Below are 19,943 nucleotides of genomic sequence, written 5' to 3' on the forward strand. Positions count from 1 at the left end.
CCCCATGGCTACCTTTACGCTGCCGAAGAACTCGACGATCCAGCAGGGCAAGTCCTACAAGGCCGAGCCGGGCGCGAAGAACGTCAAGTCCTTCAGGATCTACCGCTTCGATCCCGATTCGGGCGAGAACCCGCGAACCGACACCTTCGAGATCGACCTCGACAAGTGCGGCCCGATGGTCCTCGACGCGATCATCAAGATCAAGAACGAGGTCGACAGCACGCTGACCTTCCGGCGCTCCTGCCGGGAGGGCATCTGCGGCTCCTGCTCGATGAACATCGACGGGCTGAACACCCTCGCCTGCCTCAAGCCGATCGAGGACGTGAAGGGCGACGTGAAGATCAGCCCGCTGCCGCACCTGCCGGTGGTGAAGGACCTGGTGCCCGACCTGTCGCAGCTCTACGCGCAGCTCCGCAGCATCGAGCCCTGGCTGAAGTCGGACACGCCGCCGCCGCCGGATGCCGAACGCCGCCAGAGCAAGGAGGAGCGCGCCAAGCTCGACGGCATGTGGGAGTGCATCCTGTGCTTCTGCTGCTCGACCGCCTGCCCCTCCTACTGGTGGAACGGCGACCGCTATCTCGGCCCGGCGGTGCTGCTGCAGGCCTATCGCTGGATCGCCGACAGCCGCGACGAGGCGACCGGCGCGCGCCTGGACGACCTGCAGGACCCGTTCCGGCTCTACCGCTGCCATACCATCATGAACTGCGCCCGGACCTGCCCGAAGGGGCTGAACCCGGCCGCCGCGATCGGCAAGATCAAGCAGATGCTGGTCGAGCGGGAAACCTGATCCCCCGCCGCCATCCCGGTCGACCCCGGATCGAAGACCCCGCCCGGCGTCAGCCCGGCGGGGTTTTTCTTTGGCAGGGACAGGCCGCGTCCCTACCATCTTCCCCGAAGCCGAAAAGGCCACCGGGAGACAGACGATGCCGCGCCTTCGCCACGCCGCCCTGGCCCTGTTCCTCGCGGCCATGCCCGCCGCCGCCCAGCGAGCGCCCGATACGCTGGTGATCGGCAATGCCGCCGCGGTCACCACGGTCGACCCGCACTACCACAACCTCGGGCCGAACAACGCGCTCGGGAACCATATTTTCGACCGGCTGGTGGAGCGCGACTCGCGCGCCCGGCCGCGCCCCGGTCTCGCCGAGAGCTACCGCGCCGTCTCCGGCACCGTCTGGGAGTTCAGGCTGCGCCAGGGCGTCACTTGGCATGACGGCCGCCCCTTCACCGCCGACGACGTGGTCTTCACCTTCGAGCGCGCCCCGAACGTGCCGAACAGTCCCGGCGGCTTCGGCGGCTTCCTCCGCGCCATCGAGCGGACCGAGGTGGTGGATGCCCACACCATCCGCATCCACACCCGCCAGCCGCACCCGCTGCTGCCGCTCGACCTCGCCTCGGTCAGCATCATCGCCCGCCACGCCGCGGAGGGGGCGCAGTCCGATGACTACAACAGCGGCAGGGCGGCGGTCGGCACCGGCCCCTACCGGCTTGCGGCCTACCGCTCCGGCGACCGGGTCGAGCTGGCGCGGAACGAGGCCTGGTGGGGCGGGCGCGAGCCCTGGTCGCGCGTGACGCTCCGCTTCCTGCTGAACGACGGCGCCAGGACCGCCGCCCTGCTCGCCGGCGATGTCGACCTGATCGAGCAGATCCCGACCACCGACCTCGCCCGGCTGAAGCGGGAGCCGAAGCTGGTGGTCACCGAGATCGCCTCGCTGCGCACCGTCTTCCTCTCGCCCGACTATTCCCGCACCGGCGCGACGCCGCTGGTCACCGACAATGCCGGCACGCCGCTGCCGCGCAATCCCTTCCTCGACCCGCGGGTGCGCCATGCGCTGTCGCTCGCCATCAACCGCGAGGCGCTGGTGGAACGCGCGATGGACGGCGCGGCGGAGGCGACCGCGCAATGGCTGCCGCGCGGCGCCTTCGGCTACAACCCGGATGTGCGGCCCGCGCCCTTCGACCCGGAGGCCGCCCGCCGCCTGCTGGCCGAGGCCGGCTTCCCCGAGGGCTTCCGCCTGACGCTGGCCACGCCCAACGACCGTTGGCCGAACGACGCGCGGCTGTCGCAGGCGGTGGCGCAGATGTGGACGCGGATCGGCGTGCGGACCCAGGTGGATGCCATGCCCTTCGCCGCCTTCGTCCCCCGCCGCACCCGGCAGGAGCATGCGACGCAGCTTGGCGCCTGGGGCAGCAGCACGGGCGAGGCGTCGAACTACCTGCTCGCCGTTGTCTCGACCTATGACCGGGCGAAGCTCACCGGCGCCTCGAACATGACGCGGCATTCCGACCCGGTGATCGACGATCTCCTGGCGCGGGGCGCCGCCACCATGGACGACGAGGCGCGCGAGGCGATCTGGCGCGAGGCGGTGGCCTATTACGCGCGGCAGGAGCCGATGATCCAGCTCCTGCAATACGTGAACACCTGGGCGCACAGGCGCGGCCTGCGGCACGATCCGCGGATGGACGAACGCACCATCGCCATGGGGGTGCGTCCCGCGGACTAGAGCGGCTTCCGTTCGCCCTGGCTCACGGCAACCGCTCCAGCCGCTTGTTCTTGCGAGCCTCCTTGACCGATCAGGTGAGGCCACCGGATCGGGATCTGCTCTAGCGGCCCGCGCCGAGATTCGCCGGGTCCAGCCCCAGCTCCCGCGCCGTGACCGGGTTCATCTGCCCGGTCGCCTGCAGCCCGCGGCCCTGCTGGAAGCGTTCGATGGCCGCCTGGGTGCTGGCGCCCCAGGCGCCGTCGACATTGCCCTGGTAGAAGTTCAGCGCCTTCAGCCGGGTCTGGATGTTGCGCACCGCCGCCTGGTTCAGCGGCTCGGTCGCCATGGCCGCCGGGGTACCCGGGGCCGGACCGGCGCCCGGGCCCGCCGCCAACAGCTCGCTCGGCGCCAGGCCCAGCGTCGCTGCGGTGGCCGGGTTCAGCTGGGTCGAGGTCATGAGCCCATGCGTCGACTGGAAGCGTTCCAGCGCCGCCTGGCTGTCCGGCCCCCAGACACCGTCGGCCCGCCCGCTATAGGCGCCGGCCTGGCGCAGCTTCTCCTGCACCGCCGTCACCGCCGCCGGCGCCAGCGGCTGGGTATAGAGCAGCGCCGGCGCCTGCTGGGCCAGCACCGGGCCGGCGAGCACCGCCGCCACCGCCACCATCCCGAACCTTGTTCGCATGACTGCGTATCCTTCCCCATCCGTTTCCGAGACCATCCGCCCGAACACGCGAAATCCCTCGCGGTTCGATGGCGAAGCGGCTGTGATGCGGACCGCGACGGACAGGGGGCGGGGCATGAGGGCAGGCTGGGCGCATTGGGGGCTGGCGGCATGGCTGGCGCTTGGCGGCGTCGCCGCGGCACATCCGCTCGACCCGCTGGACGCGGCGGAGATCGGGGCGGCGGTCGCCGCGCTGCGCCGTGCCGGCGCCGCCGATGACGCCACCCGCTTCGTCGCGGTGGACCTGGCCGAGCCGCCCAAGCCCGCCGTGCTCGCCGGCCAAGCGCCGCCGCGCCGCGCCCATGTCGTGCTCCGCCGCGGCACCGGCATGGCCGAGGCGGAGGTGGACCTGGCCACCGGCCGCATCGACGGCCCGCGCAGCATCGCCGATGCCCAGTCCGGCGTGCTGCTGGAGGAATGGGAGACCGCGGCGAAGCTCACCATGGCGCATCCCGAATGGCAGGCCGCCATGCGGAAGCGCGGCTACACCGCCTTCGGCACGCTGTTCTGCGCGCCGCTGACCGTTGGCTGGTTCGACACGGCGGAGGAGCGCGGCCGCCGCCTGCTGCGCGTGCCCTGCTACGAAACCGGCGGCGCCCGCACCACCGTGCACGGCCGGCCGATCGAGGGCCTCTTCGCCATCGTCGACCTCGGCGCCGGCGCGGTGGTCCGCGTGGTCGATACCGGCGTGGTGCCGGTGCGCGCCGGGCCGGACCGTGCCGACGAGGCGTCCTTCCCCGACCTGCGCGCGCCGATGAGGCCGGTGCTGCAATCGGCGCCGCTGGGCGGCAACGCCGTCATCGCCGGCCACCAGCTATCCTGGGACCACTGGCGCTTCCACCTGCGGCTCGACCGCCGCTTCGGCCCGGTCGTCTCGCTGGCGCGCTGGGCGGAGGACGGGCGCGACCGCATGGTGCTCTACCAGGGCCATGCCTCCGAGATGTTCGTCCCCTACATGGATGCCTCCGAGGCCTGGTACTTCCGCTCCTACATGGATATCGGCGAGTACGGCTTCGGCGCGCTGTCCTCGGAACTGCAGGCCGGCACCGACTGCCCGGCGCATGCGAACTTCCTGGATGCCACCCTGCCCGGCGACGACGGCAAGCCGCTGGTCCTGCCCCGCGCGCTCTGCGTCTTCGAGCGCAATACCGGCGCCCCCGCCTGGCGCCATGCCGAGATCGTCGATCAGACCTACGAGGGCCGGCCGGAGGTCGAGCTGGTGGTGCGCAGCATCCCGACCGTCGGCAACTACGACTACGTCATGGACTGGGTCTTCACCGCGCGCGGCGAGATCCGCATCGATGTCGGCGCGACGGGCATGGACGCGGTGCGCGGCGTCGCAGCGCAGAGCATGGCGGACCCCGGCGCGGCGGCGGAGGTGACGACCGGCACGCTGGTCGCGCCGGGCGCGGTCGGCATTTGGCACGACCACTACATCTCCTTCCGCCTGGACCTCGACGTGGACGGCCAGGCCAACAGCTTCCTGCGCGAGAGGCTCGCGCCGCGCGCCGCCGAGGCCGGCACGCCGCGCCGCAGCCTCTGGGCGCCGGAGCGCATCCCGATGCCGCGGGAAGGCGCGGTCGAGCCCGGCCACGGCCCGGAGACCTGGCGCGTGGTCAATCCCGGCACCACCACCTCGCTCGGCCACAACCCGGGCTACGAGGTGATCCTCGGCCATGGCGCGACCTCGCTGCTCGACCGCCGGGACTTTCCGCAACGCCGCGCCGCCTTCACCGGCGCGCCGCTCTGGGTCACCGGATATGACGCGGCGGAGCGGCACGCCGCGGGTCCCTGGCCGAACCAGGCGCAGGGCGGCGACGGGCTGCCGCGCTTCGTCGCGCAGGGACGCTCGATCGACAATGCCGACCTGGTGGTCTGGGCGACGATGGGCTTCCACCACCTGACCCGGCCGGAGGATTGGCCGGTGCTGCCGACCAAGTGGCACCGGATCGAGCTGAAGCCCTATGGGTTCTTCACGCGGAACCCGGCGATGACCTTGCGGCGGGAATTCCGGCAGTAAGGAAGATCCGGGGGGAGGCATCCCCCCCCGGGCCCCTTCTATTTTTCCGAGTCCAGCAGCCACCGGGCGAGGGCAGCCGTGCCCGCATCCTGGCCTGGCTGCCCCATCAGCTGGACGCCGACCGGCATGCCGTCCACCGCCAGCAGCGGTACGGTCACCACGGGCGCGAAGAGCATCGAGCTCGGCGCGTTGAAGGCGACGTCGCCGGTCGGGCGCGCGGACTCCGCGTCGAAGACCGGGGCGGGGCCGGGGCAGGCGAGGGCGATCACCGCATCCGCCAGCGGCGCGATCCGCGCGTGGCGCGCCTGCGCCTCCTCCCGCATCGCCAGCGCCGCCTGGTAGTCGGCCACCGTCATCGCCTCCGCCCGCGCCAGCACCGCCTTGGCCCGGGCGCTGATGCCGTCCGGGTCCTGCTCCAGCAGGTTCCGGGTGTTCCAGCGATTCTCCCAGCCGGTGATCGCGCCGCTGATGGCGCGGGCATCGGTGATGCCCTGCTCGAAGCGCTCCGCCAGCGGGTGGTCGCCGCGGCGGACCAGCGTGATGCCCGCCGCCTCCAGCCGCGCCAGCAGCGCGGCGAAGGCCGCCTTGCTGGCCGCGTCGAGCTCCGCCCAGCCCTCCGTCTCCATCACCACCAGCCGTTCCGGCCGCCGCGGCACCGGCGGCGCGGCGGGGCCGGACAGCGGCGCGCGCCCCGGATCGCCGCCGACCCGCGATGCTATCGCCATCGCCACCAGCCACATGTCCTCGATGCAGCCGGCATGGACGCCATGTGTGCTCTGGCTCGTCGCCTGCCTTTCGCCGCGGTTGATCGCACCCTGGCTCGGCTTCAGCGCGACATTGCCGCAATAGGCCGCGGGCCGGATGATGCTGCCGCCGACCTGCGTGCCGATCGCCGCCGGCACCATCCGCGCCGCGACCGCCGCCGCCGAGCCGGAGGAGGAGCCGCCCGGCGTGCGCCTGACGTCGAAGGGGTTGGTCGTCGGCCCGGGATGCGCCCCGCCGAGCTCCGTCGTCACCGTCTTGCCGAGCACCACCGCGCCGGCCTCGCGCAGCGCCGTCACCGCGGCATTGTCGCGTTTCGGGAAGTTGCCTTTGTAGCCGGCGCAGCCCATCCCGGTCGGCATGTCGCGCGTCTCGAGCAGGTCCTTGATCCCGACGGGCATGCCGTCGATCGGCGAGAGCGGCCGCCCGGCCCGCCAGCGCGCCGTGCTGGAATCCGCCGCGTCGCGCGCGCCGGCCTCGTTCCGCACCACCCAGGCCTGCACCGCCGGCTCCCGCGCCGCGATCGTCTCCAGGCAGCGTTCGAGGTAGGCGCGCGGCGTGTCGGTGCCGTCGCGGAAGGCGGGCGTGGCGTCGTGCCAGCGCAGCGCCTGGAAGTCCTTTGGTGAGTAGCCGGCCATGTCCCGCTCCCTATCGCAGCAACCCGTCCCAGGCCGGCAGGCTGAGCAGCGCCGCCAGCGCGATCATCCCGAAGCAGGCGTGGCGGAATGCCCGCTCGCTCGCCAGGCCGAAGATCCGCGTCCCGCCGAGGATGCCGAGCCAATAGGCCGGCGCCGCCACCAGCACCGGCGCGACCAGCGCCGGGCCCAGCAGACCCGCCGCGGCGTAGGCGATGCCGGCGAAGACCGCGCCGGCCGCCAGGTACAGCGCGAAATCCGCCCGCAGCTGCCGCGCCGTGCCCTCCCGCCCCAGCAGGTAGGCCATGACCGGCGGCCCGCTGACCATGGCGACGCCGCCCAGCACGCCCCCGGCGAGGCCGACGCCCAGCGTGACCGGCCGCGACGGCACGCCGCGGAACCGCCAGCCGGTGACCAGCAGCCCGAGCAGGCCGAGGATCGCCAGCGCCACGCCCCAGCGCAGCGCCAGCGGGTCGGCCAGCGCCAGCACGGCGGCCCCGAGCGGCGTCCCCGCCGCCGCGCCGAGCGCCAGCCAGCCCACCTCCCGCCGGTCGGCGATCCGCCAGGCCGCCGGCGTCAGCAGCGCCACCGCCAATACTTCCAGCACCAGCATAAGCGGTGCCGCCTGCCGGGTGCCGAGCCCGATCGAGGCGAGAGGCACGAAGATCAGCGCCGCGCCGAAGCCGGAGAAGCCGCGCGCCAGCCCGCCCGCCAGCGCCGCCGCCAGCAGCCAGCCCAGGGTCGCGCCGCTCGGCAGGGCGGGGAGGAGGTCCATCGCCGGCATCCTCGCCCGCCATGCCGCTGGCGGAAAGGGGCGCATCCCGTGGTCCTGATCCTCGTTAGCGATGGCAGGCGTGCGAGCGCCGCAACCCATCCCACGATGCAACCATTTCCGGTCGGCGCCGTTCGCGCTTCCGGACGACGCCGGAGCATTCCCTCCTATGACTTCGCAGCCCGACGAAGGCGGCCTCGGCCGACGCGGCCTGCTGGGCGTCGGCGCCGCGGCGCCGTTCCTGGCCCCGCGCCAGGCCGCTGCCCAGCCTGCCCCGCCCAGCCTGCCCCTGAAGGAGAGGCCCGACATGACGCTGACCTTGCACATCAATGGCAAGGCGCACCCGCTGACGCTCGACCCGCGCGTCACCCTGCTGGATGCGCTGCGCGAGCACCTGGCGCTGACCGGGGCCAAGAAGGGCTGCGACCAGGGCCAGTGCGGCGCCTGCACCGTGCTGCTCGATGGCCACCGCGTGCTGTCCTGCCTGACCCTGGCGGCGATGGCCGAGGGCAAGGAGGTGACGACGATCGAGGGCCTCGCCGGCGCCGACGGCGCGCTGCACCCGATGCAGCAGGCCTTCCTCGACCACGACGCCTTCCAGTGCGGCTACTGCACGCCCGGCCAGATCATGTCGGCGATCGGCTGCGTGCAGGAAGGCCATGCGGAAAAGCCGGAGCAGATCCGCGAGTACATGTCCGGCAATCTTTGCCGCTGCGCCGCCTATCCCAACATCGTCGAGGCGATCCAGGCCGCCAAGCCGCAGATGGGGAGGGCCTGAGATGCGGCCCTTCAGCTATGAACGCGTGCCGGACCAGGCCGCGGTGCGGCGCGGCGTCCCGCAATCCGCCACCAGCCGCGCCGCGCCGGTGCCGACCATGCTGCTGGCCGGCGGCACCACGCTGCTCGACCTGATGAAGCTCGACGTGCTGCGGCCGGAGCGGGTGCTCGACATCAACACCCTGGCGCCGAAGCTCTCCGCCATCGAGGCGGACGCGCAGGGGCTGCGGCTCGGCGCGCTGGCCCGCATGGCGGCGGTCGCCGACGACGCCGCGGTCAGGCGTGAATTCCCGGTGGTGGCCGAGAGCCTGATGCTCGCCGCCAGCGGGCAGATCCGCAACATGGCAAGCCTCGGCGGCAACGTGCTGCAGCGGACGCGGTGCAGCTACTTCCGCGATGTCAGCTATGCCGCCTGCAACAAGCGCAACCCGGGATCGGGCTGCGCCGCACTGGACGGCTACAACCGGCTGCACGCCGTGCTCGGCACCTCCGAGCAGTGCATCGCCAGCTATCCCGGCGACTTCGCCCAGGCGCTGATCGCGCTCGATGCCGTGGTGGAGATCGAGGGGCCGCAGGGTGCCCGCCGCATTCCCTTCGCCGAGCTGCACCGCCAGCCCGGCGACCGCCCGGATGTTGAGACCACGCTGAACCCGGGCGAGATGATCGCCGGCTTCGCCATCCCCGCTGGCCCCTGGGCGCGGCGGTCCCGCTACGTGAAGGTGCGCGACCGCGAGAGCTACGCCTTCGCCGCCGCCTCGGCCGCCGTGGCGCTCGACCTGGATGGCGACAAGGTCCGCCAGGCGCGCATCGCGCTCGGCGGCGTCGCCACGGTGCCCTGGCGCGCGACGGCGGCCGAGGCGGCGCTCGCCGGCCAGGTGCTGGACGAAGCGAGTGCGGAACGCGCGGCCGAGGCCGCCTTCCGCGACGCGAAGACCCATGGCGAGAACGACTACAAGCCCGAGCTCGGCCGCCGCACGCTGGTGCGCGCGCTGCTCGAGGCCAAGCGGATGGAGATCGCCTGATGCCCGAGGGAATGATCGGCCAGAGCCCGGTCCGCGTCGACGGGCGGGCCAAGGTGACCGGCACGGCGCACTACGCCTCCGACATGGCAGTGCCGAACCCGGCCTGGGCCTTCCTCGTCACCAGCGCCATCGCGCGCGGACGGGTCACCGAGATCAACGAGGCGGAGGCGCGCCAGGTCAGCGGCGTGCTCGACATCCTGACCCACCGCAACATGCGGGGCGAGGTGCAGGACGCCGGCTTCTTCGCCGGCGGCGGCTATACCTCCACCACCATGCGACCGCTGGAGGATGACCGCGTCCACCACGACGGCGAGATCGTCGCCATGGTCCTGGCCGAGACCTACGAGCAGGCGCGCGAGGGCGCCTACCGGCTGCACGTCCACTATGCCGAGGAAAATCCCGCCGCCGGCTTCGATGCCGAGGGCGCCGAGCTCGTCAGCGCCAAGGACGCCTCCAAGGGCAGCTTCGAGGATCCGGCGGTGGGCGATGCCGATGCCGCCCTCGCCACCGCTGCGGTAACGGTCGAGGCCGACTACGCCACGCCGACGCAGCACCACAACCCGATCGAGCTCTTCACCACGACGGCATCCTGGGAGAATGGCCGGCTGACCATCCTGGAGGGCAGCCAGTACGTCCATGGCCTGCGGAACGGCATCGCCGCGCAGCTCGGGATGGATCCTTCGCTGGTGCGTGTCGAGAGCCCCTTCATCGGCGGCGCCTTCGGCTCGCGCGGCTCGCTGACCCAGCGCACCGCGCTGGTCGCGGTCGCGGCGCGCCGGCTGCGCCGGCCGGTGAAGCTGGTGGCGACGCGCGACCAGGGCTTCACCATCGCCACCTACCGGGCGGAGACGCGGCAGCACGTCAAGCTCGGTGCCGACAAGGACGGCAAGCTGGTGGCGCTGGTGCACGAGGGGGTGGAGGTCACCTCCCGCCCCGACCCCTACAAGGTGGCGGGCACCCAGACGACCTGCCGCATGTATGCCTGCCCGAACATCCGCACCAAGGTCAGCATCCTGCATGCCGACCGCAATACCCCGGGCTTCATGCGCTCGCCGCCCGAGGTGCCCTACATGTTCGCGCTGGAAAGCGCGATGGACGAGCTGGCGGTGAAGCTCGGCATGGACCCGATCGAGCTGCGCCGCGTCAACGACACGATGCACGAGCCGATCAAGGGCCTGCCCTATACCAGCCGCAGCCTGATGCAATGCTTCGACCGCGGTGCCGAGGCCTTCGGCTGGAAGCAGCGCAACCCCGAGCCGCGCAGCATGCGGGACGGTGATTGGCTGGTGGGCGTCGGCTGCGCCTCGACCATCTACCCCACGCATCTCGGCGCCGCGACGGCGCGCGTGACGCTGACGCCGAACGGCCATGCGCGGGTGCAGACCGCGGCGCATGACATCGGCACCGGCACCTATACCGTCGTCGCCCAGGCGGCAGCGGAAGGGCTCGGCCTGCCGCTGGAGAAGGTGGTGGTCGAGATGGGCGACAGCGAGCTGCCGCCCGCCCCGGTCTCGGGCGGCTCGAACGTCACCGCCAGCGTCTGCACCGTGGTGATGCAGGCCTGCGAGCAGATCCGCGCCCGCCTGGCCGCCGCGGCGCAGGACGGCCCGCTGAAGGGCCGCGACCCCGCGACCCTGCGGCTGGTGGACGGCACGCTGCGCGCCCCCGACGGCACGGCGGAGCCGATCGCGGACGCCATGGGCCGCGCCAGCAACGGCGCGATCGAGATCTCTGCCGAGAACATCCCGAAGGGCCTGCCGCCGGACTCGCTGAAGAAGCTCTACCAGGGCCGCCAGGCGCTGGGCGCAGGCCTCGAGGGCAAGGAGGTCGCGATGGCCGCCTTCGGTGCCGAGTTCGTCGAGGTGCGCGTCCATAGCCGCACCGCCGAGGTGCGGGTGCCGCGGCTGCTCGGCGCCTTCGCCGCCGGCCGCATCGTCAACCCGCGCACCGCGCGCAGCCAGCTCATGGGCGGGCTGATCTGGGGCATGGGCGGCGCGCTGCTGGAGGCGACCGAGATCGACCAGCGCCGCGCCCGCTACGTCAACGACAACATCGCGGAATACCTGATCGCGGTGAATGCCGACGTGCCGAAGGTCGATGTCCTCTTCGTCGAGGAGGAAGACCGGCAGGTCAATCCGCTCGGCATCAAGGGCCTCGGCGAGCTGGGCAATGTCGGCACCAATGCCGCGATCGCCAATGCGGTCTTCCACGCCACGGGCAAGCGGGTGCGGGAGCTGCCGATCCGGATCGAGAGCCTGCTGTAGCCTGCGATCGCCCTGCGTGATCCCACGCAGGGCGTGTATCGCCGGCCCGCCGGTGGCGGGCGGCGGCCAGGCCGGTGGTGCCTGGACGCCGCCCCGCCGCCGGGGCAGATTCCCCGCCCTGAAGCGGAGGAAGCCGGCCATGGCCAAGGTCATCATCAGCGTCGCCGTCACCGGGGCGATCCACACGCCCAGCATGTCGGACTACCTGCCCATCACCCCGGCCGAGATTGCCGAGCAGTCGATCGCCGCGGCCGAGGCCGGCGCCGCCATCATCCACCTGCACGCCCGCGATCCGAACGACGGCCGCCCGACGCCGGACCCGGCGGTGTTCATGCAGTTCCTGCCGGTCATCAAGCAGTCCACGGATGCGGTGATCAACATCACCACCGGCGGCGGGCTCGGCATGACGGTGGACGAGCGGCTGGCGGCGCCGCTGCAGGCCAGCCCCGAGATGTGCTCGCTCAACATGGGGAGCATGAACTTCAACATCTCGGGCAGCGCCGCCCGGGTGCCGAAGTTCAAGTACGAGTGGGAGCGGCCCTACCTGGAAGGCACGACGGACTTCATTTTCCGCAACACCTTCAAGGATATCGAGCAGATCGTCGAGAAGCTCGGCAAGGGCCACGGCACGAAGTTCGAGTTCGAGTGCTACGACGTCGGCCACCTGTACAATCTGGCGCACATGCTGGACAGGAAGATCGTCGAGCCGCCGCTCTTCACCCAGACCATCTTCGGCATCCTGGGCGGGCTCGGCGCCGAGCACCGCAACCTGCTCTTCATGCGGGAGACGGCCGACAGGCTCTTCGGCAAGGATTATGTCTGGTCGGTGCTGGCGGCAGGGCGCAACCAGATGCCCTTCACCACCATGGCCGGCATCCTCGGCGGCAACGTGCGCGTGGGCCTCGAGGATTCGCTCTGGCTCGGCAAGGGCGTTCAGGCCAAGAGCAATGCCGAGCAGGTGGCGAAGATCCGCCGCATCCTCGAGGACCTCAGCCTCGAGATCGCCACGCCCGCCGAGGCACGGCAGATGCTGGCGCTGAAGGGCGGCGACCGCGTGAAATTCTGAAACGAGGCAGGCGGGGCGGCCGCATGCGGCAGCCGCCCCGCCCTGCCGCCCGGCCCCGTGCGCGACGCGAAGGGAGGATTCGCCGCGCGCGGCCGGACAGCCGGCGGCGCGGCTACTTCATCGCCGCGATGTCGATCACCTCGGCCTGTGGCAGGCCGGTCACCATCATGCCCGGCAGCGCCTTGCCCGAGGCCAGGTCGACCTTGTGCAGCGCATTGCCGGCCAGCAGGTACGCGGCATTGCCGCCCGCGCCGTCCGACAGGATGTCGAAGGCGACGCCGGCCGGCAGGCTGGCGGCGATCTCGCCCTTCGGCTGCTGCACGCCGTCGTTCGGCGGCGCCTGCAGGTTCAGCGTGCGGGACAGCGAGTCCACGGTGAAGAGCATGGTCTCCTTCGTGCCGGCCATGCTGTTGGTATAGGCGCCGGCGACGATGCGCGGCGTGGTCTCGGCCATTGGGCCACCCGCGGCATACTTCAGCGTGCCGTCCTTCGTCGCCGCGCCGGTCTCGACGTTCACCCGCAGGTTCGTGCCGGTCATCCCCATCACCCGCATGCGGTCGGCGACCGGGTTGAAGTCGATGGTGGCGCGGCCGCCGCTCTCGAAGGCCTCGCTGAGCTTGCTCACCGGCATGGCGCGCCCGGTCATCGCATCGATGGTCACGATCTGCCCCGCATCGGTCAGCCCATAGAGCTTGCCGTCCGCCGGCCGCACGTCGATGCCGAGCAGCCGCCCCCCGGTGCCGCTGACCCTCACCGCCGGCATGGCGCGGCGCGTCTCGCTGTCGATGCGGACCAAGTGGTTGTCGGCGGTCAGGCCGACCAGCGTGGCGGCGCTGGCGGTGGCGCCGAGCGCGAGGGTGGCGGCGCCGGCGAGCAGGCAGGTGCGAAGCATGGGGTTCTCCGTTCAGCGGACGGAACCGGCTCGGCCCCGTTGCCGGCGTTACGGAGCGGCAGCGCCAGCGGATGCGGCAGGAGCGTCACACGCGCGCGATCAACTGTTCCCGGCCGCGCTCAGCCGGCCGATGAACAGCACCGGCCCGGTCGGCCGGCCGGTGGTGGACCCGCCCGGCGGCTCCAGGCTGATCTCGATCAGCATCCCCGGCTGCGGCCGCAGCGTCTCCGGCGTGACCGTCACCTCCCCCGCGGCGGGGATCAGCCCGAGCGAGGTCGGCGCCGTCGCCCCCTGCGGCAGCGCCCACAGCTGCAGCACCCGGTCGGCGTCCACCGGCTGCGGGTTGAGCGAGGCAAGGCGCAGCGCGCCGCCGCGCTGCGCCTCCACCACCCAGGCCGGCTGGTCGCCGCTGGTCAGCAGCACGGTCATCAGCCGGGGCGGCGGGTCCGGCTGCAGCAGGATGAAGCCGGCGAGGCCCGCCGCCACCGCGCTCGCGCCGATCGCCCAGCCCTGCCACAGCCGTCCCCACCGGGCGCCGAAGCCCGGCCGGGGTTCGGGCGCCTCGTCCGGCGCCGCCCCGGGCAGCGCCGCCTCGATCTTGCGCCAAAGGTCGGGCGGCGGCGCTTCCGGCGCGGCGAGGGCGGTCAGCGGCGCCAGCCTCGCCTCCCAGGCCGCGACCACCTCGCGCAGCGCGATGTTGCTGGGCAGGGCCGCCGCCACCTCCGCCGCCAGCCGCGCATCCAGGGTGCCCAGCACGTATTCGCCGGCCAGCGCCTCGCGCTCCTGCGGGTCGGTCGGGATCATGCCAGGCACTCCCGCAATTGCAGCAACCCGCGGCGGATCCAGGCCTTCACCGTGCCGAGCGGCAGTTCCAGCCGCGCCGCCACCTGGGCGTGCGACAGGCCGTGCACGAAGGCCAGCAGGATCCCCCGCCGGTTCTTCTCGTCCAGTGCGGCCAGGCAGTCGCGCAGCCGGCGGCCCTCGGCGGTGGCCGCCACCGCCTCCAGCGCCTCGGGCGCCACGGGGATGTCGCCCAGCGCCGGGTCGTCGGAGGGCAATTCGCGGCCGCGCTTGCGGGCCAGGTCGAGCGCCGCATGGCGCACGATGCCGGCCAGCCAGGCCGAGGCCTCGCCGCGCGAGGCGTCGAACTGGCCGGCCCGCTCGCTGACCCTGAGGAACGCGTCCTGCAGCGCATCCGCCGCCGCGTCACGGTCCCGCAGGATGGCATTGGCGACGCCGAAGAGCCGCACCGATTGCCGGTCGTAGACCGAGCGCAGCGCGCCCCGGTCGCCGCCGGCAACCGAGACCAGCAGCGTGGCCAGCGTGGGTTCGGTCCGCATGCGCTCAGTTCGTCCCGAAGAAGCGGAAAAGCCGCTGCAGCATCTCGCGCCCGTCCAGCCCGTCGGGTTCGCGCGCCGCATCGGGCGGGGCCTCCCGCGCGAAGCGGGCCAGGGCGTCTTTCGTGCCGGCCAGGCGCAGTTCGGCGGGCTCGGCCGTGCTGCTCTGGCCGGTGCCGCCGACGATGCGGACCAGGGCGCGGTCGGCGGCGAGCAATTCCTGCTCGGCCCGCGCCGCATCCTCCGGCCGCGGGGCGCAGACCACGCTGCGGCCTTCCAATCCGCAGGGCATCTCGAACAGCTTGTTGGGCGGGAAGCGGAGCTGCGCCGTGCCGGTCAGCGCCAGCAGCCCGCGCGAGGCGCCCTCGATCGTCAGCTCGCGTGCGGTCACCGCGGGAATCAGGCGGCCACGCCGGTCGATGACCTCGAGCGCCAGGCCGGGCGTGCCGGCGCTCGGCTTCTCCACCCAGTCGCGGTGGCGGAGCGTGCAGGCGGCCCGGTCGGTCATCCGGTCCTGGAGGCAGGCGAGGCGCCAACTGCCGATGTCCTGGTCCGGCTGGGCCAGGGCCAGGCTCGGCAGCAGGGCGGCGAGGGGAAGCAGGGCGAGGCTTGCGGTGCGGGGCATGGGCGGGATGATACCGGCAGGACGGGAGATGGCGGAATGACGCTTGTGCGGTTGCCGGATGGCACGGAGGTCCCGGCGCTCGGCCAGGGCACCTGGCATATGGGGGAGCGCGGCTCGGACCGGGCGCGGGAGGCGGCGGCGCTGCGACTCGGTCTCGACCTCGGGATGACGCTGATCGACACCGCCGAGATGTATGCCGAGGGCGGCGCCGAGGAGGTGGTGGCCGAGGCGATCGCCGGACGGCGGAAGGAGGTCTTCCTCGTCTCCAAGGTTTATCCGCACAATGCCGGCGGCCGGAAGCTGGAGGCGGCGCTGGACCGCAGCCTGCGGCGGCTGCGGGTGGAGGCGCTCGATCTCTATCTGCTGCACTGGCGAGGCTCCATCCCGCTCAGGGATACGGTTGAGGCGATGGAGCGGATGCGCGCGGCCGGAAAGATCCGCCGCTGGGGCGTTTCCAACCTCGACGTGGAGGACCTGGAGGAGCTCGGCCCGGCGCTGGCCGACTGCGCCGCAGACCAGGTGCTCTACAACCTGCAGGCGCGGGGGGTGGAGTACGACCTGCTGCCCTTCTGCCGGCAGCGGGGCATGCCGGTGATGGCCTATTCGCCGGTCGGGCAGGGCGGGGCGCTGCTCCGCGACGCGGCGCTGACGCGGGTGGCGGCGCGGCACGGGGTGACGCCGGCCCAGGCGGCGCTGGCCTGGACGCTGCGCGGGCCAGGGGTGATCAGCATCCCGAAATCGGCCGATCCCGCGCATGTCAGGCAGAATGCCGCGGCCCGTGACCTGCGGCTGACGGCGGAGGACATGGCGGAGCTGGACGCCGCCTTCCCGCCGCCGAGACGCAAGCGCGGGCTGGCGATGCTGTAGCCATGCTGCCGCGCTGGGCCACCATCGGCCTGCTGCTGCTCCTGCTCGGCCTGGCCGGCTATGCCGCCTGGACCGGCTGGCATGCGGTGGCGGGAACCGAGATCGGCTTCCATGGCGTGGTGGCGCTGCTGCTGGGGGCCTTCTTCACGCTCGGCATCACCGGGCTGCTGGTCTGGCTGATGCGGTTCAGCCAGCGCCGTGGCTTCGACCAGTAGGCCGGCGCGGCCGGGCCTGGCGAACGGGCTCCGGCAGGGCCGGGATCGGGATCGGGCGGCCGGTCCTGCTGGCGGGCGAGCGGCGGCGCGTTCACGCCTGAGCGGAAGCCGCCGCAGGACCTCATGCACTGCCAGCGGCCGTGCGGGCAGGCTTGCTCCCGGCGGAACGGTGCGCGAAGCCAACCTGTACCGACCGAGCCAAGGGATCGCTTCGGGCGACGACGGCGGGCAGCCGGCTCCATCGGAATTTCCTGAGAAACAGTGGCCGGAACTGGCTGATATCGCCAACTGGGCTGTCTCGCCGCTGTCGCTTTCCTCATTCGCCACGGAAGGAACAGGAACAGTACTTCACTCACAAATAAAGGTGAAATTAACAGAATGACAGTGTTGGCCTGATCTGGAAATTATACCTCTTTTACTGTCCGGGCCGGTACGCGATCCAGGTCGTGTGATCAGCCCGGGCCGCGACCTGGCGCGGTCGGCCAGCCTCCGCCCGGTATCCGCATATTTTAAGAATGGAATATTACGGCTGGCAGCATCCAGAGGAGGTCATTATGGCTTGGTCCGGATGGGAATCGCTGGGCGGCGTGCTGACGTCGGACCCGGACGCTGAAGCTTGGAGTGCAAACCGCCTCGACATCTTCGTGCGCGGGACGGATGCCGGGCTGTACCACAAGTGGTGGGACGGCCAGTCCTGGTCCGGCTGGGAGCCGCAGGGCGGCGTCCTGACCTCCGACCCGGAGGTCGTGTCCTGGGCGCCCAACCGGCTCGACGTCTTCGCGCGCGGCACCGACGGCGCGCTGTACCATCAGTGGTTCGCCTGATCTGAGCGGCGGCCGCGCCGGCCCTGTGCGGGCCGCATCACCACTCGGCCGGCGGGGCTGACGCCGGCCGGCCCGGCTCTGCGGTCGCACTGCGGAGTGCCACCGCCTTCGCCCGGGCCCGCAGCCCCGGGTCCTTGGGGTGGCGTCCCCCTACCGTTCCCCGGCGGTTCGCGTTCGAACGTGAACCGCCGTACTTCGCTGCCTTCGGCGCGGATCCATGCTTCCAGGCTTGCACGCCCGTGCCCGATCGCGTTGCGCGGGCGAGGATCCCCGGAAGCCGGACCCGATGTCCGGCGCGCCGCCTCTGCTTCTTGGCGGCACCAGGGGCGCCGTCCAGGCACCGACCCAGCTGGCAGGGCGGCGGCTCACCCCGGCAGGTCCGGCAGCGGCTGGTTGACCAAGTTCAGGTGCAGCCGCCGCAAGGCCCCGGCCACCGCCACGTCCAGCCCGGGCCGGCCGTAGAACCGGCCGCGGACATGCAGGCAGGCGGCGATGCCGCGCAGGAAGGCCGCCGCCAGCAGCGGGTCGGGCGGCGGCGCCTGCTGCCAGAACGCGTCCACCGTTCCCTGCCAGGCGAGGCCCGGCACCTGGTAGATCGCCCGCCCCAGCGCCAGCACCGGCCGGCCCAGCACGATCGCCTGCACCGCCAGCGTGCTGTTGATGGTGACCACGCCGCGGCAGCCGAGGATCACCGGATCGGCCGGGAGCGCGCCGTCCAGCAGGTGCACCCGGCCGGCGACCCCGGCCTCCGCCGCCAGCCGGGCCAGCCGGGCGCCCCAGCGCTTCAGCCCGGGGTCCAGCGGGTGCACCTTCACCAGCAGCCGCGCATCGGCCGGCGCGCCGCGGGCGAAGCTGGCCAGCACCAGGCGGAGCGCGGCGTCGTTGTCGGGGAAGTCGGAATAGGCGCGGATGGAGTAGTCGTTCTCCATCTGCATGGCGAAGAGCCAGAGCGGCCCGCGCGGCGCCAGTGCGGCCAGCGCCGCCGCCGCCCGCGCGGTCTCCGCCCGCCGCCGCAGCAGCCGCAGCCCGGTGCCGAGATAGGCCGCGATCGGGTGGTGCAGCAGGTAGCTGCGGTAATGCGGGAAGGGCCAGGGCAGCAGCGAGGCCAGATGGTGGGTCACGTCCCAGCGGGCCTGCAGCGCGAAGTCGTCGGCGTGGCGCTGCGTCAGGTCGGGTTCCGGGCAGACCTCGGCCAGCGCCAGGATGGCGGCGGGGTCGCGCGGGAAGCGGCTCTCGGCGCCCATGCCGTCGCGTTCCAGCACGATCCAGTCGGGGCGGAGATAGCCGTAGTCGGTCACCGTCACCGCCACGCCGCGCGCCCGGGCCGCGGCGATGGCCGCCTTGTGGTAGGGCCGCTGCTCGCCGAGCAGGACGAGGTCGGTGATGCGTTCCCGCTCCAGGAAGCCGGCGACGAAGTCCGGCCAGTCCTCGGCCCGGCCGCGATAGTCGGTCGCCTCGCCGCCCTGCCAGAACAGCCGGTCACCGAGGCAGAGGTTGATTCGCCGCGTCGCATGGCCATGCGCCCGCAACCCGGCGGCGAGCTCGGCGAAGAAGGGGCTTATCGGGCCCTGCAGGAAGAGGAACCGGCGCGGCGGCGCGGGCGGGAGGAACGGCATGCGTGATGTATGGTCCGGCGCGCCTTCAGGATTTGTTGATTGGTGGTGGCCGCCGTGCCGGTCAAGGCGCCGAAAGGCTGGCCCAGGCCGCCCGCAGGTCGGCCGCCTCCATCAGGCGCTGGCCGCGCGCCGCGATCCCGCGCAGCAGGGCCGGGGTGGGGAAGGGGCAATAGGGCAGCAGGCCGGGCGCGGTCTCCCCTGCCGTCCCGGCCTCGAGCGCTGCCAGCACCTCGGCCAGAAGCGGCACGCCGGCCAGGTGCAGCGCCCGGGCGGCGGCGCTGGCGGTGCTGCCGGCGGGCAGTGCCACCTCGCGCTGCCCGAGGATGCCGCCGGCATCGATGCGCGGTACCAGCCGGTGGATGGTCACGCCGAAGCGCGGCGCTTCCTCGGCCAGGGCCCAGATCGTCGGCACCGGCCCGCGATGGTGCGGCAGCAGGGAGGGGTGCAGGTTGATCCCGCCGCGCGGCGCCAGGGCCAGGGTATCGGCCGAGAAGATCTGATCGAAATGGCAGGAGAGGATGAGGTCGGGCCGCGCCGCGCGGAGCGCCGCCGCCGTCTCCGGCCCGTTCACGTCCTGCACCTCGTGCAGCGGGATGCCGTGCAAGGCGGCGAGCCGGGCCAGCCGCGTCGGCCCCGGCCGCAGCCGGGGCAGGCTGTAGTTGGCGAGCAGGAAGGGCAGCAGCCGCGGCCCGGAGCGCCGCAGGTGCCGCCAGCCCTGCCGCAAGGGCCCGCCGGCGCCGGGCCGGAAGGGATCGGACCGGCCGATCAGCACCACCTGCGCGGCGTGCCGGCCGAGGAAGCGGGCGACGGCCTCGGCGCTAGGCGCGGCCTCCAGCGTAAAGAGTGCGATGCGCACGGGTCAGCGGCCTTGCCGGGCCCGATGGCGGTCAGCGGAAGGGCAAGGCTGGGGAGGAAAAACTATCCCCTCTCCAAAGCCCACCCTTCCTTTTTGTGGGTCTGGCGCGCGCCGCGCGTCGGCTGCCGACCCACAGAAACAGATGAGGGGGTCTGAGGGAGAATACCTTCTCCCCCGGCCCTGCTGCGCCGC

At 72.5% G+C, this 19,943-nt stretch carries 20 protein-coding genes; 11 read left to right on the plus strand and 9 right to left on the minus strand.

All coding sequences use genetic code 11. From position 1 onward, the window contains the following. Positions 1-4: 4 nt before the first annotated feature. Both E2C06_RS25300 and E2C06_RS25305 read left to right on the plus strand, forming a co-directional pair. A complete protein-coding gene (locus tag E2C06_RS25300; RefSeq protein ID WP_133291364.1) occupies positions 5-787 on the plus strand; it encodes a succinate dehydrogenase iron-sulfur subunit in 783 nt (260 codons plus the stop codon). Positions 788-923: 136 nt separating this feature from the next. After that, the gene (locus E2C06_RS25305; RefSeq protein WP_133291365.1) at positions 924-2,501 is read left to right on the plus strand and encodes an ABC transporter substrate-binding protein; all 1,578 of its coding nucleotides are present in this window, start codon (positions 924-926) and stop codon (positions 2,499-2,501) included. A gap of 100 nt (positions 2,502-2,601) precedes the next feature. Here E2C06_RS25305 and E2C06_RS25310 read toward each other — a convergent pair whose 3' ends face one another. Beyond that, positions 2,602-3,162 (minus strand): peptidoglycan-binding domain-containing protein, encoded by a 561-nt coding sequence (locus E2C06_RS25310; RefSeq protein ID WP_165982648.1) that lies wholly within the window; start codon positions 3,160-3,162, stop codon positions 2,602-2,604. 115 nt (positions 3,163-3,277) lie between these two features. Here E2C06_RS25310 and E2C06_RS25315 point away from each other — a divergent pair, with 115 nt between their 5' ends. Then, positions 3,278-5,221 carry a copper amine oxidase gene (locus tag E2C06_RS25315; protein WP_165982649.1) on the plus strand — a complete coding sequence of 648 codons (1,944 nt, stop codon included), beginning with the start codon at positions 3,278-3,280 and terminating at the stop codon, positions 5,219-5,221. Between the two features lie 38 nt (positions 5,222-5,259). Here E2C06_RS25315 and E2C06_RS25320 read toward each other — a convergent pair whose 3' ends face one another. After that, entirely contained in the window at positions 5,260-6,621 is a 1,362-nt protein-coding gene (locus E2C06_RS25320; protein ID WP_133291368.1) for an amidase, read from the minus strand. Between the two features lie 10 nt (positions 6,622-6,631). After that, on the minus strand, positions 6,632-7,393 hold the full coding sequence (locus tag E2C06_RS25325) for a sulfite exporter TauE/SafE family protein (protein WP_133291369.1): 762 nt from the start codon (positions 7,391-7,393) through the stop codon (positions 6,632-6,634). Between the two features lie 304 nt (positions 7,394-7,697). On the opposite strand from E2C06_RS25325, the gene E2C06_RS25330 reads away from it, so the two are divergent. From E2C06_RS25330 to E2C06_RS25345, 4 genes are all read left to right on the plus strand, one after another. Next, positions 7,698-8,168: a (2Fe-2S)-binding protein gene (locus tag E2C06_RS25330; RefSeq protein WP_206664691.1), complete on the plus strand. Its 471-nt coding sequence runs from the start codon at positions 7,698-7,700 to the stop codon at positions 8,166-8,168. A gap of 1 nt (position 8,169) precedes the next feature. Then, positions 8,170-9,189 (plus strand): FAD binding domain-containing protein, encoded by a 1,020-nt coding sequence (locus tag E2C06_RS25335; protein ID WP_133291371.1) that lies wholly within the window; start codon positions 8,170-8,172, stop codon positions 9,187-9,189. Next, the gene (locus tag E2C06_RS25340) at positions 9,189-11,453 is read left to right on the plus strand and encodes a xanthine dehydrogenase family protein molybdopterin-binding subunit (protein WP_133291372.1); all 2,265 of its coding nucleotides are present in this window, start codon (positions 9,189-9,191) and stop codon (positions 11,451-11,453) included. Before E2C06_RS25335 ends, E2C06_RS25340 begins: the two co-directional genes overlap by 1 nt. A 139-nt stretch (positions 11,454-11,592) precedes the next feature. Beyond that, the gene (locus E2C06_RS25345) at positions 11,593-12,519 is read left to right on the plus strand and encodes a BKACE family enzyme (RefSeq protein WP_133291373.1); all 927 of its coding nucleotides are present in this window, start codon (positions 11,593-11,595) and stop codon (positions 12,517-12,519) included. 112 nt (positions 12,520-12,631) lie between these two features. Here E2C06_RS25345 and E2C06_RS25350 read toward each other — a convergent pair whose 3' ends face one another. The 4 genes from E2C06_RS25350 to E2C06_RS25365 form a co-directional block, all read right to left on the minus strand. Continuing rightward, a complete protein-coding gene (locus E2C06_RS25350; protein WP_133291374.1) occupies positions 12,632-13,411 on the minus strand; it encodes a DUF4394 domain-containing protein in 780 nt (259 codons plus the stop codon). Between the two features lie 99 nt (positions 13,412-13,510). Continuing rightward, a complete protein-coding gene (locus E2C06_RS25355; RefSeq protein WP_133291375.1) occupies positions 13,511-14,215 on the minus strand; it encodes an anti-sigma factor in 705 nt (234 codons plus the stop codon). Continuing rightward, positions 14,212-14,751, minus strand: coding sequence for a sigma-70 family RNA polymerase sigma factor (locus E2C06_RS25360; protein WP_133291376.1), 540 nt, complete (start codon positions 14,749-14,751; stop codon positions 14,212-14,214). The genes E2C06_RS25355 and E2C06_RS25360 overlap by 4 nt, the downstream gene beginning before the upstream one ends. 4 nt (positions 14,752-14,755) lie before the next feature. Continuing rightward, positions 14,756-15,373, minus strand: a complete 618-nt coding sequence (locus E2C06_RS25365) for a hypothetical protein (RefSeq protein WP_133291377.1) — start codon at positions 15,371-15,373, stop codon at positions 14,756-14,758. Positions 15,374-15,409: 36 nt separating this feature from the next. Between E2C06_RS25365 and E2C06_RS25370 the strand changes: the two genes are divergently transcribed. From E2C06_RS25370 to E2C06_RS25385, 4 genes are all read left to right on the plus strand, one after another. Next, a complete protein-coding gene (locus E2C06_RS25370) occupies positions 15,410-16,240 on the plus strand; it encodes an aldo/keto reductase (RefSeq protein ID WP_133291378.1) in 831 nt (276 codons plus the stop codon). Between the two features lie 2 nt (positions 16,241-16,242). Then, positions 16,243-16,455: a hypothetical protein gene (locus E2C06_RS25375; protein WP_133291379.1), complete on the plus strand. Its 213-nt coding sequence runs from the start codon at positions 16,243-16,245 to the stop codon at positions 16,453-16,455. Positions 16,456-16,624: 169 nt separating this feature from the next. Then, the gene (locus tag E2C06_RS25380) at positions 16,625-16,837 is read left to right on the plus strand and encodes a hypothetical protein (protein WP_133291380.1); all 213 of its coding nucleotides are present in this window, start codon (positions 16,625-16,627) and stop codon (positions 16,835-16,837) included. 172 nt (positions 16,838-17,009) lie between these two features. After that, positions 17,010-17,279, plus strand: coding sequence for a hypothetical protein (locus E2C06_RS25385; RefSeq protein WP_206664690.1), 270 nt, complete (start codon positions 17,010-17,012; stop codon positions 17,277-17,279). A 365-nt stretch (positions 17,280-17,644) separates the two neighbouring features. On the opposite strand, the gene E2C06_RS25390 is transcribed toward E2C06_RS25385, so the two are convergent. Both E2C06_RS25390 and E2C06_RS25395 read right to left on the minus strand, forming a co-directional pair. Then, a complete protein-coding gene (locus tag E2C06_RS25390) occupies positions 17,645-18,895 on the minus strand; it encodes a capsular polysaccharide export protein, LipB/KpsS family (RefSeq protein WP_133291382.1) in 1,251 nt (416 codons plus the stop codon). A gap of 61 nt (positions 18,896-18,956) precedes the next feature. Continuing rightward, complete coding sequence (locus E2C06_RS25395) at positions 18,957-19,751, minus strand: formyltransferase family protein (protein WP_133291383.1); 795 nt, start codon at positions 19,749-19,751, stop codon at positions 18,957-18,959. Between the last annotated feature and the right edge of the window lie 192 nt (positions 19,752-19,943).

The organism is Dankookia rubra (genome assembly GCF_004355005.1).
In the GTDB taxonomy this organism is placed as follows: Bacteria; Pseudomonadota; Alphaproteobacteria; order Acetobacterales; family Acetobacteraceae; genus Paracraurococcus; species Paracraurococcus ruber_A.